The 15,932-nt window shown below is 60.1% G+C and carries 15 protein-coding genes; 5 read left to right on the top strand and 10 right to left on the bottom strand.

Annotated elements, in window-relative coordinates; translation table 11 throughout:
• Positions 1-85: 85 nt before the first annotated feature.
• Both FAZ30_RS03475 and FAZ30_RS03470 read right to left on the bottom strand, forming a co-directional pair.
• A complete protein-coding gene (locus FAZ30_RS03475) occupies positions 86-649 on the bottom strand; it encodes a DUF4865 family protein (protein ID WP_137008736.1) in 564 nt (187 codons plus the stop codon).
• A gap of 10 nt (positions 650-659) precedes the next feature.
• Positions 660-917 (bottom strand): carboxymuconolactone decarboxylase family protein, encoded by a 258-nt coding sequence (locus tag FAZ30_RS03470; protein ID WP_137008734.1) that lies wholly within the window; start codon positions 915-917, stop codon positions 660-662.
• Positions 918-1,020: 103 nt separating this feature from the next.
• Between FAZ30_RS03470 and FAZ30_RS03465 the strand changes: the two genes are divergently transcribed.
• Positions 1,021-1,908 (top strand): LysR substrate-binding domain-containing protein, encoded by an 888-nt coding sequence (locus tag FAZ30_RS03465; RefSeq protein WP_137008732.1) that lies wholly within the window; start codon positions 1,021-1,023, stop codon positions 1,906-1,908.
• 97 nt (positions 1,909-2,005) lie between these two features.
• Here the strand turns inward: FAZ30_RS03465 and FAZ30_RS20560 are convergent, their stop codons facing one another.
• The 6 genes from FAZ30_RS20560 to FAZ30_RS03435 form a co-directional block, all read right to left on the bottom strand.
• Positions 2,006-2,752 (bottom strand): hypothetical protein, encoded by a 747-nt coding sequence (locus tag FAZ30_RS20560; protein WP_205676643.1) that lies wholly within the window; start codon positions 2,750-2,752, stop codon positions 2,006-2,008.
• 465 nt (positions 2,753-3,217) lie between these two features.
• Positions 3,218-3,463: a helix-turn-helix domain-containing protein gene (locus tag FAZ30_RS03455; RefSeq protein ID WP_124644526.1), complete on the bottom strand. Its 246-nt coding sequence runs from the start codon at positions 3,461-3,463 to the stop codon at positions 3,218-3,220.
• 217 nt (positions 3,464-3,680) lie between these two features.
• A complete protein-coding gene (locus tag FAZ30_RS03450; protein WP_137008730.1) occupies positions 3,681-5,207 on the bottom strand; it encodes an MFS transporter in 1,527 nt (508 codons plus the stop codon).
• Between the two features lie 18 nt (positions 5,208-5,225).
• Positions 5,226-6,443 (bottom strand): cytochrome P450, encoded by a 1,218-nt coding sequence (locus tag FAZ30_RS03445; RefSeq protein ID WP_137008728.1) that lies wholly within the window; start codon positions 6,441-6,443, stop codon positions 5,226-5,228.
• Positions 6,440-7,120, bottom strand: coding sequence for an HAD family hydrolase (locus FAZ30_RS03440; RefSeq protein ID WP_124644529.1), 681 nt, complete (start codon positions 7,118-7,120; stop codon positions 6,440-6,442). The genes FAZ30_RS03445 and FAZ30_RS03440 overlap by 4 nt, the downstream gene beginning before the upstream one ends.
• Before the next feature lies 1 nt (position 7,121).
• Positions 7,122-8,159, bottom strand: a complete 1,038-nt coding sequence (locus tag FAZ30_RS03435; RefSeq protein ID WP_124644530.1) for a ScbA/BarX family gamma-butyrolactone biosynthesis protein — start codon at positions 8,157-8,159, stop codon at positions 7,122-7,124.
• A gap of 158 nt (positions 8,160-8,317) precedes the next feature.
• On the opposite strand from FAZ30_RS03435, the gene FAZ30_RS03430 reads away from it, so the two are divergent.
• Complete coding sequence (locus FAZ30_RS03430; protein ID WP_124644531.1) at positions 8,318-8,647, top strand: ArsR/SmtB family transcription factor; 330 nt, start codon at positions 8,318-8,320, stop codon at positions 8,645-8,647.
• 1,150 nt (positions 8,648-9,797) lie between these two features.
• Here the strand turns inward: FAZ30_RS03430 and FAZ30_RS03425 are convergent.
• Complete coding sequence (locus FAZ30_RS03425; RefSeq protein ID WP_124644532.1) at positions 9,798-11,129, bottom strand: MFS transporter; 1,332 nt, start codon at positions 11,127-11,129, stop codon at positions 9,798-9,800.
• A 183-nt stretch (positions 11,130-11,312) separates the two neighbouring features.
• On the opposite strand from FAZ30_RS03425, the gene FAZ30_RS03420 reads away from it, so the two are divergent.
• From FAZ30_RS03420 to FAZ30_RS03410, 3 genes are all read left to right on the top strand, one after another.
• Positions 11,313-13,442, top strand: a complete 2,130-nt coding sequence (locus FAZ30_RS03420) for a sensor histidine kinase (protein WP_199731053.1) — start codon at positions 11,313-11,315, stop codon at positions 13,440-13,442.
• Positions 13,439-14,038: a response regulator transcription factor gene (locus FAZ30_RS03415; protein ID WP_124644534.1), complete on the top strand. Its 600-nt coding sequence runs from the start codon at positions 13,439-13,441 to the stop codon at positions 14,036-14,038. Before FAZ30_RS03420 ends, FAZ30_RS03415 begins: the two co-directional genes overlap by 4 nt.
• Before the next feature lie 121 nt (positions 14,039-14,159).
• Positions 14,160-14,918, top strand: coding sequence for a hypothetical protein (locus FAZ30_RS03410; protein WP_137008726.1), 759 nt, complete (start codon positions 14,160-14,162; stop codon positions 14,916-14,918).
• A gap of 87 nt (positions 14,919-15,005) precedes the next feature.
• Here FAZ30_RS03410 and FAZ30_RS03405 read toward each other — a convergent pair whose 3' ends face one another.
• Positions 15,006-15,704 carry a dienelactone hydrolase family protein gene (locus tag FAZ30_RS03405; protein ID WP_124644536.1) on the bottom strand — a complete coding sequence of 233 codons (699 nt, stop codon included), beginning with the start codon at positions 15,702-15,704 and terminating at the stop codon, positions 15,006-15,008.
• Positions 15,705-15,932 lie beyond the last annotated feature (228 nt).

Raw genomic sequence — 15,932 nt, 5'->3', positions numbered from 1 at the left:
TGGCCAGGAAATTTCCGGTTTCAAGGTTTGCAGGATGCTGGACAGTCCATGCTGGAGGCGTCTCCTGCATGGTAATTCAGCGCCATCATCGCTTCATCGCCACATAGCCAATCTGATAGCACTCGCCGTGGATTGGCTGTGGCATGAACTCTTGCTCATTAGGCCAAGCCGACATGCGCAATGTGCGCCATTGTTGGGGGTCGTAAGCGCTTAGCACGGACAAGGCTCCTTGCTGGAGCAGCCTGGCGGCCTGTTCGTGTTCCTGCTGGCGCAGCGCGGCGAGCGATGTCCCTGGTGCAATGGCTTGCGTTTGTTGGTAGCAAATCGCAGCAGCAGGCATGGCCTGGTTTCCCGTGCAGTCCCATACCGACCAGATATCGATTTGCGGCCTGCCAAAGTCTTCGCACACGGCGCGGAAGCCGGGGCTGGCCAGAAACTGGTTGATCCCTGCGTTGTCCTGCCACAGATAAAGCGGGGCATAGGCATTGACCGAGCCTGGGTGTCGGCCATCCTTTTGCGACCAGAGATAAGCCTTCCACTCAAGGTGGGGGAAGCCATCCAGCAGATGTCCACGCTCATGGATGCGCTGCCTGATGATGGCCATGTCGTAGTCGGCTGGCAGGGTAAAGCGGTATTGCATGGCAAGCATGGGTTTACTCCTAAAAGGCCAGGTGGGTGATGCGTTTGCCCGGTTCGCCACGGCTGACGCCGTTATCCATGGCCAGCTGCAAAGGACAGGGCAGCTGCTCCCGCCGGTACCGCGCGATCAGCGCCGCTACTGTCGCGATACTGCGCTTCTGCGGGCTGAGTCGCGTGCGTTGCCAGATGCCGCCAACTAACAGTGATGGGGTGATGTTGGCCAGCTTGGCCGCTGCGGTGGCCATGCTCTGCATGCTGTTTGACGAAGCGGTGGTCATGGTGGACTCCTTGGCCGGTTTTGACAGAAGCCAGCTTAGCCAGTCAGAATAATTTTGATAATCAAAATGTTTTTGATTAATTGTTCAATTTTTTAGGACTGTCATGGCGAGTCGCATCAGTCTGGATCTGGATGTGTTGCGCAGTTTTGTCGCTGGTGTGGAGCTGGGCAGCTTTGCGCTGGCCGCGCAGCGGATGAACCGGTCGACATCGGCCATCAGCGCACAACTGAAAAAGCTGGAAGAACAGGCTGGCCAAGCCCTGATGCGCAAGGCGGGCAGGGGACTGGCGCTGACGCCCGCCGGGGAAATCATGCTGGCCTATGCACGCCGGCTGCTGGCACTGAATGATGAGGCGGTGCAAGCCGTGCAGGGCAGCGGGCTGGAGCAAGGATGGCTACGTTTCGGCATGCAGGACGACTTTGGCGAATCACTGTTGCCGGCCATTCTTGGGCAATTCACGCGGGCCCATCCGCAGTTTCGTCTGGATGTAAAAGTGGCGCGCAATCAGCAACTGCTGGATGGATTGGCCAGGGGAGAGCTGGATCTGGTATTGGCCTGGGATGGTGGCCAGCAATGGCCCTATCAGCAGGTGATGGGGACGCTGCCGCTGTGCTGGATAGACAGCAAGTCCAGCCCTGTGACCTGTGTGCCAGACAGCGCCATTCCCTTGGTGGCGTTTGAGGCACCATGCCTGATGCGCGCTGCCGCTTGTACTGCCTTGGAACAAGCCGGCCTTGGCTGGAGGCAGGCGTTTTGTAGCAGCAGCCTGAGTGGCATTTGGGCCGCGGTTGCCGCCGGGCTGGGGCTGACGGTACGGACTCCGCTTGGCCTGCCGGATACGCTGCAGCTGCGTCAGGATCTACCCGCACTGCCAGAGATTCGCCTCATGCTCTATCGTGCAGAGTCAGCGGCTGCCACGGGCTGTGAACGTTTGTCGGAAGTGGTCAGCCATGCTGTGGATGGCTATCTGCATGGTTTGCGGCGCTACTGAGTATTTCTTTGGATACTGATTAACCAAGCCAGGCCCGCCAGATAAAAAGCCCGGACATCGCGCGACATCCGGGCCGGGTCAGTGGCGAGATGCCGGTTTATTTACGGAATTCTGCTTCTACTCCGGCATGCAGCAGATCCTTGATGTTTTGGGCGCTCTGGGTGCCGTTGTATTCAAAGTCGAATTGCGTACCGCCCGAGCTACCGTTCTTGATGGTAAAGCGCACCCCGCTGAGGATGAAAAAGCCAAAGCCGGCTGCCAATGCCGTGCCCACGCGCAGGCGGCCGGACAGGAATGTGAGGGGGCCGTTCACTGCTTTGAGCTGATTATCCCAGTCCACTTCGGTAATCACATCCAGCTGGGCTGTGGCGGCAAGGCCGTCACCCAGCGGAGCAATGGCATCAGCTAGGCTGATCAGTTCGGCATGGGAATTGCACAGTGCCTGGTGGCTGGAAACCAGTGCCTGATAAGCCTGGGCGGAGACTTGCTGCGGCGGGCGGCCCGGGGAAACAGTCCATGTGCCATTGGGCAGCAGGGTCACCGTGCAATTGAATTGCTTGAAGTCGGACAGCTGCACGGTAGCCGCCTGGCTGGATACATCGGTCCATTGCGCCAGTGAGTTGTAATCGAAGGAGCCGGTGCTGATATAAAAGGAAAACTTCGGCTCCAGGGTACGGGTCATGCCCGGTGCCGGCGACCAGGTCATGCCAATAAAACCGGCTGCCGATTGAATGCCGAAACTCATATTGGAAAACCAGCTGTTTTCTTCGTTGCCGGGTTTGTCAAAATTATTGCTGGTGATCTGAATGGTGCCATCCTTAGTGGAAGCACCGGTTTGTTTCATGGTCGGCCCTTTTTTTGGCGGAACCGTTTCCTGGTAATTGGCCTGAAAGGCCTGGTTAATATCTGCATCCAGTGAAACATTGGAAGAAATCTGCACCTCCAGGCCGACAGCCTGATTGCTGGCACCCGAGCCCACACGATATTGCAGCGGAACGCCGAAATTATTCAAACTTTGCGAATTGCTGTCGATAGTCAGGCAAGCGCTGGAATTGGCAAATACGGCAGGGTCAGCCTCTAGCGCTTGCGGTGGTTTCAAAAACAACCAGAAATTCTGTGTATTTGCTGATTTATTGATTACATAGATATTGTAAGTCTGTGCCATTTGCAATTTCTCCAAAATGAATAATATGCTGAGTCATCAGCACATTAAATATACAAATCTGGAGAATGACTTTCAGCATCACATCCGCATCATCTTGGTATCAGATAAATATCAAACCGGTCGCAAATGATTATCGTCGATTTATTATTCGAAGCGGGCAAACAGGCTGTCGACTTCCACATCCAGGGCCAAGGCCAGGTTTTTGGCGGTGCGGTAGCGTACCGGCGAGCCCAGTTCGGCCCGTTTGATCGAGGCGCTGGATACCGGACAGCGACTGTTGCTGGCATGCCTTGCCAGGTCATCCTGACTAAAGCATTTGTTTTTGCGCAATTTTTTCAGGCGCAGTGGATCAAGCAGCACTTTTCCATCATCAATAACTAACTTGGACATAAAGCCCCCGACAGTAATTTGGCCAGATAGCAAAGCATGCTGATGTTGCCGCATGGCTGGATCAGTCTTGTTACCACTAAGACCCGCTAACAAAACCCCCGCCCCTGCGTGGCACTTTGGCCCAGGTACGTGGCGAGGTGTTGTTAGCGGCGCTGATGACAAGGCTCCGCCAAACCGGTCTGCCGGCGGCGGCTAGCCCTGTCGGGTTTTCGCCTGCTTACAAGGACTGCGTGGCTGCTGAGGGCTGTGTTGCCGGGCGGATCAGCCAGGCAATCAGCACCGTCAACACCATGATGATGGCGGTCAGCACCCACAGCACGCCATGGAAGGCCTGGTCATAGCCCTGGATCAGAATGCCCTGTAGCTGACTGGCCGCGAGCGAGGCGGGCGCTGCCAGATTGCCTGCCGCTGCATCATTGATCCAGTTGCGTATTTGTTCCGCATCGCTGCTCATGGCAGTCAGCGCACCGTGTGCCGCATCACCCAGCAGCGTGGCCAGCAGCGAACCATACAGCGCCACGGCCACCGCTTCGCTGCCCAGACGGAAAGTGTTGAGCAAACCAGCGGCCATGCCCGCCTTTTCCGCCGGCACCATCTTCAGCGCCATCCCATCCACCAGCCCAGCTGACAGGCCCATGCCGCAGCCCAGCAGCAGCATGGGCAGGGATAGTTGCCACCAACTGCTGGACGGATGGCTGACAGCGGCCAGCAAGATGATGCCCAGCAACAAGCTGAGCAGGCTGGCATGCAGCACGCGGTTGGCGGATACGCCATGGGCCACCAGCTTGCCCGCCAGCAGCGGGCAGACCAGCATGGGCAGGGTGAGCAGCAACATGGTGAGCCCGGTGCGGGTGGGGGCCAATTGCAGTACGCCAGCAAGATAGCTGGGCAGATAGGTGAGCAAGGTGACAAAGCCGAAGGACGCGGCCACCGTCACCAGTGCCATGCCGACAAAGCGCTGATTGGTGAGCAAGGAGAGATCAAGCATGGGCTTGGGGTGGTGCTTTTCCTGCCAGATGAACAGCACCAGCAGGGCCACGGCCAACGCCAGCAGGGCCAGAATGCCCGCACTGTTCCAGCCCCATTGCGAGCTTTGCACGATGGCAGTCATCAGGGCGAGCAGCATCAGAACGAACAGGCCGGCACCCACGGTATCAAACTGCAGCCCTTGCCCGAGATGGGGAAGATCGCGCGGAATGATGGAGCTGCCCAGCAAGACCAGCAGCAGGGCAAGGGTGTGGCACCAGAAAATGGTGCGCCAGCTGAAATGCTCCAGAATCAGCCCGGACAGCGTGGGGCCCAGACTCACGCCCAGCCCGGCGACGGTGCCGAACAGGGCAAAGGCGCGCAAGCGGGCCGCCCCTTCGAAGCGGGTAGACAGAATGGCAATGCCGCAGGAGAACACCGCCGCCGCCCCAATACCCGCCAGCGCCCGCGACAGATCCAGCAGCATGGGGCTGTCTGCCAGCGCCGACAGCAAGGAAGCCAGCGCATACAGCACCGCGCCCAGGCTAAAGCAGGTCCGGCGACCAAAGCTGTCCGCCAGCGCCCCCCATGACAGGGTGAAGCAGGCAAAGGTCAGGTTGAAGGCATTCACCACCCACTGCAGGCTGGTCAGTGGGGCATGGATGTCTCGACCAATGGCTGGCAGTGCAAGGGCGGTGCCGGAAATGGAACTGGGCACGACAAAGATGGCCAGCAAAATGACCGCCAGCAGTCCTTTGTCTGCAATGGATTGCTTCATGGTAATTCTCGTTTCCTGTTAACGAAGGGTTGACCCACAGACCGGCAGGGATGAGGGCCTGCGCAGAATGGTGCCGTCGGTCCATGGCACGCTGGCGGCGGGCACCGCCAGTTGCAGGTCTGGCATGCGCTGCAGCAGTATTTCCAGCACGGTGGTGATTTCCATACGCGCCAGCGCGGCACCCATGCAGTGATGCATGCCGTAACCGAACTGCAAATGCTTGCTGCCATTGCGTTGTGGATCAATCAGCAGGGGGTCGGCAAACACCTCGGGATCGCGATTGGCCGCAAACACATCGGCATACACCACGCTGCCTGCCGGGATGACACCAAAGCTGCCATGGACATCTTCAAGGGCGATGCGCGGGAAGGTAGAGGTGGTCCCCAGCGGAATCAGCCGCAGCAGTTCTTCCACCATGGCGGGAATATCCTCTGGCTGCTCATGCAGCGACTGCCACAAGGATGGTGCGGCCAGCAGCGTATAGACCACCTTGCACAGCACGGTCAGGATGTTCTGGTCACCGCCAATCAGAATGCCCAGCAGAATACCGACCAGTTCTTCATCGTTCAGCGGGGGCGTGCTTTCGTCCCGCGCGGCGACAAAGCGGTGAATCAGCCCGTCGGGGACTGTGGTACGGCGGCCGGTCACCAGATCCATCAGGTAGTCGTATACCAGCCAGAACTGGCGCAACAACTCCGGCACATCACGCGGGTCGGCAATCTGTACGGTATGGGTCAACGGCCGGTAATAGCTGCGATCCGCCAGTGGAATACCCAGCAAACGGCAGTCCACTTCTGATGGAATGGACTCCAGCACCAGGCCCAGCAAGTCGACCGCACCTGTCCGCGATTGCAGGGCATCCAGCCTGGCGTGGGTGGCCCGTACCACCGCATGGTGCAGTGTCGCCACCCCGGCGGCGCTGAAATCCTTCACCACCACCTTGCGCAAGCGCGCATGGCTGGCGCCATCATTGTTAAGTAACAGCTCGTTGGGGGTGATGGTGGGCAGAAAGCTCGGCCCGTCCTCGGTATTGCAGGGCCGCCGCACCAAGCGGGCATCGGTCAGCGCTTGCTGCACTTCCTGATAGCGGGTCAGGTGATAAGCCACATGGCCGCTGGGCAAGATGATGCGCGCGATACCGTTGGCCGGGCTGGTGGTTTGATATACCGGTGTGGCATCCAGATGAGGGATGTCGCCCACCCGTACCGGTGCCAAGGCAGAGACAGGTGCGTTCATGATGCGGCCAGCTCCATTTGCTCACGCAGGACCACCCGGGTGATGTTTTCCAGCTCCAGCAGTGCCTGGGCATTGTCTTGGAACAACAGGGTTTGCCAGCCCAGACTGGCCGCGGCCTCGATATTTTCGCCCACGTCATCGATCAGCAGGCAATCGGCCGGCTCGACAGCGGCCCGTTGCGCTGCAATGGCAAAAAAGCGGGCATCGGGTTTGCGGCAGCCTTCCTTGCATGAGTCCACCACCAGGTCCACCACGCTATCCAGCCGCAGCATGGGCCGCCAGTGGGGCTCCCACTCCAGCACATTATTGGTCAGGATGCCCACTTGGTATGCCGCCGCCTTCAGGCGGCGTACCGCTTGTACCATGGCCCGATTCGGGGTGACACCGGCAAACCACTGCGCACCGAATTCGCGCAGCCGGGCGCGTGACAAATCGATGTCCGGGTGGCGCATGCGCAAGGCGTTTTCCAGGCGCTCGCCCCATTCGGCCTCGCTGATGACAGCATTTTCCACCGGGGCCAGCATGGGCAGGTGCATGTCATCGGCCACATCACGCATGGCTTGCTGCAATACCGCCGGGGCCAGGCCGGTCTTGTGCTGGTATTGCTGGAACAATGCCGGAATGGGTGGCGACAGCACGCCGCCGAAATCAAACCAGATCATTTTCGGAGTACGCATTTCACACCCCTGCTGTCTGCGTCAGCGGCGCGGTCAGGCGCACATCGGCACTGGCGGCCAGCGCCGCCAGTTCCAGCGACGCCGTGGCGATCACCTGGCCTTCCTGCTCGATCAGCAAGGACATCATCACCGTTTCATGGTTGTCGGCCAGGCACACCGCATCGCTGGTCAGACGGCAAGTGGTGGCGAGGCCGAATTCGCCAAAGCGGGTAAAGCGCACCTGGCAGCGCGACAGCAAGACCTCTTCCGGATTGATGCCCTGGTAACGATTGGCCGCGATCAGCGCGGTCTGACGGAAGGCCTCCAGCAGCAACATGCCGGGAATATGATCGAGCGGATGATCGAAAATGCCGGCATTGCCCTGATCGACAATCACCGGGACGGTCAGCGCGCCAGCCTGCTCCTGGATAGCGCCTCCCACCACGACATTACCCGCGTAAGCCCGTCCCACCAGCGAGGGCTGCGCAGGAGCGGGCAGTTGAATCTGCGGGTCGCTATTGACGACAACTTTATGTATTGCCTTGGCGCGCATGCGGCTCCAGCTTGCATCATCCAGCCAGCGGATGCCCATGCGCTTGTGCGCGGCGGCCTCGCCCTGGATCAGCAAGGTCATGTCCAGCGTCACGCCAGCACGCACGCCGTTGCGCACATACTCATCCACTACTTTCACATCCACCAGCGCGGTGGCCGGGCAATCCCGCATCAATAGCGCGGAACGTTGCAGCAGCCGGGTATCGCCATCCAGATAGATAAACTTGTCCTGGATGCTGACATGCAGAAAAGCGTGCGAGACATAAATGGAAGCCTGGCGGAACACCTCCAGCAACAGCAGCATGTCGTAGTGTGACTGCGGGTGGGTGTGATCACTAAAATAGCGGTGCGCGCGCGGTAATTGCGCACTGCACTGGAAATGCAGATCACTGCAGGGCAGGCCGCCAGTCAGAAACACTTCGCTGACTGCGGCGCGGTGCACCATATGACGCGGAACGGTGCTTTCGTAAGCCAGGCCCGGCGATGCGTGGCCAAGATCAATCTTCATCGATCAACTCCTGCTCTTAAGTGCACTAGATCTTGCGGCTCGCACTATCGTCATGCGCATATGGTTTGACACTTGTCGAAGGTTCGAATATCTTCGAACTAGTGCTTTATAGAACAGCATCATGCAGTATGTCAAATGAATTATTTGGAGAGGAACGAATGCCGGATGAGCAAGGCCACCCTGAACGGGATGAAATTGAACTGGGTAAAGTATTGATGGCACTGGCAGACCCGACACGTCGCCGGGTGGTCAAGGCGCTGCTGGAAGATGTGGAATATGCCGAACGGCATTGCACTTCGTTTGGCTTGCAGTTAAGCAAGGCGACGCGTTCACACCACTTTCGCATCCTGCGTGAAGCCGGCCTCATCCGTCAGGTGGATCGCGGTAACAGCCGCATGGCCCAGTTGCGTCGTCAGGATATTGAACAACGCTTTCCGGGCTTGCTTGGCCTGATCCTGCAAGAAGCCGACAAGGATATTGCCCCATAAAGCGTGGTCCGCCGGCGACGGTGGGGTAGCCAAGCCTGCTATTTGCGGGTGGCGGTAAATCAAAGATGCCCAAGTGGGCTAGGGCTGTTTACTTAATAAAAAAGCACCGTCTCGAAGTATGGGAAACGGTGCTTTTTTGTGATTTCAGCGACTCCTCCAGCAGAAGAACCAGCACGTAGTCTTTAACTGCATGGCATTCGCTGCAGAAGCCCTATTTTGCGGCAAGCCAAAACAAAAGCGCTGCCACCCGGTCCCGTCAGTGCGAGCCGACACGGATATGTCGCCCAGGGTCTTAAGCGGTCGGCTGTTCGCAGCGGCGCGACGCTAGTGCGCCGCCAGTTCCGGCTGGGCGGTGTGGCCGGGGCGGGAATTCGAAGCGCTGCGGGTTGCCTTTTCTTTGGCTGCTTCTTTCTTTTGGCAGGCGAAGCAAAAGAAAGAAGCTCGACGGCGGGGCGAGACCCGCGAACTTGGCTTTGTCCTTGCACTTGCGCTGGAGAACACCGGGCTGGTATCCGCTAGCGCGGATGATGTTTTTCACGCCGCTGCCGCGCGGCAAACGGGAAGGAGGGATTGTGTGGCCAATCCCTCCTTCACCTCCCAGGCCACCCCGGGCAAGCATGGCCTGCGGCTCCCCTCCGGGGCCCGTCACTGCTGCGGCACGGCTGGAACTCGCGATTGGCTAACGTCCAATCGCTCAAACAGCCAGCCGTTTAAAACCGCAGCAGTGCCACCCGTCGGCATGCTTGACGGGGACGAAGGTGTCGTCGCTAGGTCCGGGATTTTTGATCGGTTTCTGTCTGGATTGCCGTCTTCTTGTGCCAAGTCCAGTGACGGCAAGGCAAAAACTGTTCAAACAACAGTGCAGACGGTAAGAACCTGTTCATCGTCTGCTGCGATTAAAAAAAGCACCCTTTCCATATAGTGGAAACGGTGCTTTTGGTGTTTTCAGCGGTTCTTTCAGTCAAAACGCTAGCCAAAAATTATTGTGTGAACAGCATGACCCAAGTGGGCCTTTGGCCTCATGCAATGGCGCGCTGTAAATTACCGCGCTCAGTCATCGCCTGAGTGACCTGCCCCCTGCCGACGGCTGCCACATTCGGTCATGCCCCAGCCCTTCCCGGCCGCTGTGGTCGGGCTGGCTGCCGCATGCTTATCCTCGTGCTTCCGCATCAATCTGCGAATGGGCTGCGGTGTCACGCATAAACCAGCAGACCAGCAAAGAGCAGCCGATCACGGCGGTGGCATACCAGTAAAAGCCGCTTTCCATATTGATCGATTTGAACCACAAGGCGAGGTATTCGGCAGTGCCACCAAACACCGATACGGCAAAGGCGTAGGGGACGCCCACTCCGGTGGCGCGAATGGTGGCGGGAAACAGCTCGGCCTTCACCAGCGCATTGATCGAGGTATAGCCAGAGACGATGATCCAGGCGCAGGCAATCAGGCCAAAGGCCTCCCACGGGCCGCTGGCGTGACGGATGGCGGTGAGTAGCGGCACGGTAAATAGGGTGCCGAACAGGGCAAAGCCGATCAGCAGCGGCTTGCGGCCAATGCGGTCGGACAGCGCGCCGTACAGGGGTTGCAAGCACATGGCGAACAGCAGCGAGGCGGCGGAGACGGCGGTGGTTTGTCCGTCGGTCAGGCCAACCGACAGGCGCAGGAATTTCTGCATATAGGTGGTGTAGACATAGAAGGCCAGTGTGCCGCCCATGGTCAGGCCCACCACCAGCAACACTTCCTTGGGGTGACGTGCCAGCTGCTTCAGGCCGCCCATCGGTTTTGCCTGTTTGCGGGCGGTTTCGAAAGACTGTGTTTCCGGCATGTTGTGGCGCATGCGCAGGGCCAGGATGGCTAGCCCGGCACCGATGACAAAGGGAATGCGCCAGCCCCAGGCGCGCAGTTCTGCGGCATCCAGCAGGAATTTCTGCAGCACTAGCAGCAGCAAGAGTGCCAGCAACTGGCCGCCAATCAAGGTGACGTACTGGAAGCTGCTATAGAAACCCCGGTGTTTGGAGTCGGCCATTTCGGACAGATAAGTAGCACTGGCACCGTACTCGCCGCCCAGGCTGAGGCCTTGCAGCAGGCGTGCCAGCAGCAGGATACACGGCGAGAGGATGCCGACCGAGGCATAAGTAGGAGCGCAGGCAATCAGTAGCGAGCCAAAGCACATCAGCAGCACCGAAGTCATCAGTGCCGTCTTGCGGCCGTGGCGATCACCCAGGTGACCAAACAGCACGCCACCCAGGGGGCGTACGAAAAAGCCCAGGGCAAAAATGCCGGCGGTGGACATCATCTGCGCGGTTGGGTCCTGCGCCGGGAAAAAGGCGCTGGCAAAGTACAGGGCGAAGGCGGAATAGCAGTAAAAATCGAACCATTCGACCAGATTGCCGGCCGAGCCGACAAAGATGGCGCGCAAGCGTTTGCCGGAAATGCGTTCGCTGGCCTGGCTCTGGCTGGCCGGCCTGGTGGAAGCGGTGCTCATATTGTCTCCTTTGTTGTGCGGGAGATGGCATGTTTCCCCCGTTTTTGGCCTTTTACTATCGCAGCCACGGGCCGGGCGAGCATCCGCAACTTCGTCGCATGCTTCTCCGTAAGACTACGGAGAAGTGTTCCAAAGCGTGGGGGCAGCTGTTATGTTCGTCTGCTCTGCCTTGTGGGAAATGCCATGCTTGCCTGGTTCAATGCACGCCACTGGCGCAGGCTGATCACGCTGGCCGGCGCACTCGTTCTGATCGTGGCATCGGGCAACTGGGCCGCGCAGCATGAGATGCAATCCAAAACGGTGGCCTTGCGCCAGGCCGCCGCTGCACATGTGCTGGGTCTGCGTGGCCTGGTGGAGAAACACGATTTTCTGCCCTATGCCGCCGCCCGCCAGCCCGACGTACAAAACCTGCTCGACACCCCGCAGGATGCCGCCTTGCAGGGCCGGGTCAATGCCTACTTTGCCGATCTGCAGCGCACCACCGGAGCGGCCGCCTTGTTTCTCATCGACCGTGGCGGGCTGACGCTTGCCGCCAGTAACTGGCAGCTGCCGTCGAGCTTTGTCGGCCAGTCTTATCGGCAGCGGCCCTATTTCGAAGATGCCCTGCATGGCCGGCGGGGGCTGTTTTACGGTCTTGGCCTGACCACCGGGCAGTCGGGCCTGTTCATTGCCGAGCCGGTGCGGGTACAGGGCGTCATCCTGGGCGTGGTGGTGGTCAAGATCAGCCTGGAGCCTTTGCAGGCCGCGTGGATGCGTGGCAGCGACCCGGTGGTGCTGCGCGATGGCCATGGCATTGTCTTTCTAAGCGCGGTGCCCGAATGGCTGTTTCAGAGTATCCAGCCGGTGCCGCCGGCTGATGTGCGCTGGATTACCGGCCATCGCCAATATGGCAGCCGCGAGCGCTTTGCCGTGCTGCCTTGGCAGCGCGAGCCGGTCGCTGACGGGGCAGGGTTTGTCCTGCATACCACGGTGCAAGGCCAGCGCCGCGCGCTGTTTGCGCTCGATACCCCGTTGCCAGAACTGGGCTGGACCCTGACGGTCACGACCGACATGAAGGAAGTCGCGCAGGCACGGCAGGCGGCGCTGATGCTCAGCGCCCTGGCGGTGGCGCTGCTGTTGCTGGGCATACTGTACTGGCGGCTGCGCGAGAAGCGCTTTGTCGAGCAGCGCGCCGCGCGGCTGGAACTGGAGCGGCGGGTGGAGGAGCGCACGCGCGATCTGGAAGAGGCACACACCTTCCGCAAGGCGATGGAAGACTCCTTGCTGGTAGGCATGCGGGCCAGGGATCCGGCGGGCACCATCATCTATGTCAATCCGGCACTCTGTGCCATGGTCGGCTATGCGCCGGAAGAGTTGCTGGGGCGCCGGCCGCCTTATCCCTACTGGCATCCGGATGATCTGGAAAAACAGGCGCGCGAGAGCGACGAAGTGCTGCAGGGGCGTGCTGCCCCGCAGGGTTTCGAATCACGCATCCGCCACAAGGACGGACGGGATGTGATGACCATGGTGTACACCGCACCGCTGGTGGATGCACAGGGCGTGCACCGTGGCTGGATGAGCTCGGTGGTGGACATTACCGCGCAAAAGCAGGCCGAAGCCCGCCAGCGCGACCAGGAGCTGCAACTGGCACGCAGTGCCCGGCTGGCCAGCGTGGGTGAAATGGCCTCCACCCTGGCGCACGAACTTAACCAGCCGCTGATGGCGCTGTCCAATTTTGCCGTTGCCGCCCGTGCGCTGGCGGCGCAGGGGGCTACCGACATGCTGGCCGGCACCCTCGACGAAATCGTCGAGCAGTCACGGCGGGCCAGTGAAATCGTCAAGCGGGTGCGGGTGTTCATCAACCCGCAACGGGCCCACTACGAAAGCCTGCGGATGGAGAATGTCATCTCCCATGCGGCGATGCTGCTGAAGCCGGAATTGCAACGCCACCGCGTACAGTTGCAGCTGCTGCTGGACGATGCGGCGGCCCCGGTGCGCGGCGACACGGTATTGCTGGAGCAGGTGCTGGTCAATCTCATCCACAATGCGCTGCACGCCATGCAGGGCCAGCCGGCACACTGCCGCGCCATTACACTGAGCTGCCAGCGGGTGGGGCAGGTTTTGACCGTCAGCGTGGCTGACGCGGGGCCGGGTATTCCCCCCGAGCAGCGCGAACAGATTTTTGCCCCGTTTTTTACCACCAAGCCAGACGGGCTGGGCCTGGGGCTGAATATTTGCCGCACCATCATCGAAGCGCATGGCGGTGCGATGACGGTTGCCAACCGCGCCAGCGGTGGTGCGGTGTTTACCTTTACCTTACCGGTTGAAGCATGACGGACTTGCCACTGACCCTGTTCCTTGTCGACGACGACGAAGCACTGCGCCGCTCGCTGATCCTGCTGTTGTTTTCCCAGGGGCTGGCGGTACAGGCCTTTGCCTCGGGCGAGGACTTTCTTAACGCGGTCAACCTGCGCCAGCCCGGCTGCCTGATTCTTGACCTGCGCCTGGGCGGGATGAGCGGGCTGAGCGTGTTTGACAGCCTGCTGGCGGCACACAGCCCACTGGTTACCCTGTTTCTGTCGGCGCACGGTGATATCCCCACGGCACTGGAAGCCGTGCGGCGTGGGGCTTATGACTGGGTGGAAAAGCCGGATACCCAGCAGCTGCTGGATAAGCTGCCTGCTGCCATTGCCCTGGCGCGCGCCCGCGCCCAGGCGCTGCAACGCTGGGCCGAGCTGACACCACGTGAGCGCGAGGTGGCACGCCTGGTCGGCCTGGGCCAGCCCAACAAGGAGATCGCCCGCATCCTGGTGCCGCCTTGTGGCCACCGCTCGGTGGAAACCCATCGCGCCAATATCTTCAGCAAACTGCAGTGCGCCAATGACAATGAGCTGGGCCGCTGGCTGGCGGCACATCCCTGGCTTGATTAGGCTGCTGCGGTGTCGTCGTGGATTGCGCTTGCGCTGATTTTGCCCAGCACGGTTGGCGGATTGATGCTAATACGCATTATCGCAAGCAGCTTGAAGGTGCTTACACATGTGGCGAATGGTCATGCGCGGTGCGCTCATATTCGGCCTGTTACCGCTGCCGGTAGAGGCTTGCAATGGTACGGTCACGCCGGATGGTACGGCACCTTACAACCGGCCGGATATCCACGGCATTGCAGTGTTTCTGCCGCAAGTGCTGGAAAACACCGTGGACAGCCCCTTTGCCAATCTGATCAAGGTGGTGAACAAGTACTACCCCGCAGGGCGGATCAGCCTCAGCATCGCCCCGGTGCGGCGGGTTTACCTGGACATCAGCGACCAGAATGCCGATTTCCGCTTCCCCATCATGAAAATCCGTGATGGCGCGGATAGCCAGACGCCTTACCAGTTTGGGCATGAGATGCTGGGCAAGGTCAGCTTTGTCCTGTACAGCAACAAGGCCAGGCCACTGGACAAGGCCGCAGTGCTGGACATGGCCAATCTCAACAAATACCAGCTGGCCGCGCCGCCAACCAACTGGGGCTTTCACACCGAGAGTGTGGTGGATCTGGAGCGCTCGCTCAAAATGCTCAATCAGGGGCGGATAGACGGGGTGATCTGGGCGCAGGAGGAGGCGGATTTCCTGATCCGCAAATTCCGGCTGGAAAATGTGCACCGCTCCCATTTCGATGACTACCCGGATGTGATCTTTCTTTCCTGCAACCAGCGTGGCAATTATGTCAACCAGGTGCTGAGCAAGGCGATTGCTGCGGCACGTGCCAGTGGTGAGCTGGCCCGCGCCTATACTGCGGTGCACCAGCCCTACCATGACTGGCAACCTTGAGCGCCGTGTGCCGGGCGGGCACTGAGAACCTGCTCACGCTCTCGCGCGCGAAGGAGCACCCGGGTATCGCAAATGGTAAACAGGTTCTTACAGATGCTCGGCCAGGAACTGCAGGGTGCGGCCGGTGGCCAGAGCCGCGGCGGATTGATTGTAGGCAGTCTGGCGGCCCCAGCAATTGAAACCATGGCCGGCAGCCGGGTAGTCAAAGAATACGGCATTGTCCTTGCCGGAAAATGCGGCCTTGACCTGGGTAACAGCGCTGGGCGTGATGTGCTCGTCCTGACCGGCATAGTGAAACAGAATGGGCTGGCTGATCTGTGCGGCCAGCGCCAGGTGCTGATCGATGCCGCCGCCGTAAAAGCACACGGCCGCATCCGCCTGACTCAGCGCCGCCGCACGGAAAGCCAGCTGGCCGCCCAGGCAGTAGCCCAGGGTGGCTACCTTGCCTGTTAGCTCGGGGCGCTGGCGCAGCTGCGCCACGGTCGCGGCCACATCCGCCGCCGCCTGCGCGGTGTCCACGGTCTGGTAGTAGCCAAAGGCTTGCTGGGTGCCGGCCGCGTCATAGTCCAGATCCACTCTGGGGCTAAGACGCCAGAACACGTCCGGAGCCAGTACCACATAGCCGGCCAGGGCATATTGATCGGCCACGGCGCGGATGTGTTCATTGACCCCCCAGATTTCCTGTACCAGCACAATGCCGGGGCCACTGCCGCTGGGTGGTAATGTCAGATAGGCACTGAATGTCTGGCCGTCGGCGGCAGGTATATCAATCCATCTTGCGTTCACAGGCAACTCCTTGTCGCTGAAAGTACATCACGGGGGCGGTAAGTGCTGGCACAGCATAGTCAAAAACCTGCTGTGCAGCACAGTGAATTTGCCGGCAGGCCTTGGCTGCTTGGGGAGGAAAATCTGCTCTGTATCGACCGTGCTGGCCAGTCATGCCATTGTATTTTGTCTCGTGCCGGCACTTTGATTTTTGTCAGCTGGATGACGGTGAAGTTGCTAGGACAGCCA

The sequence above is a fragment of the Aquitalea aquatilis genome (assembly GCF_005155025.1).
GTDB classification, from domain to species: domain Bacteria; phylum Pseudomonadota; class Gammaproteobacteria; order Burkholderiales; family Chromobacteriaceae; genus Aquitalea; species Aquitalea aquatilis.
Note: the sequence above shows the minus strand (reverse complement) of the source record. Positions and strands in the feature narration are given on the sequence as shown.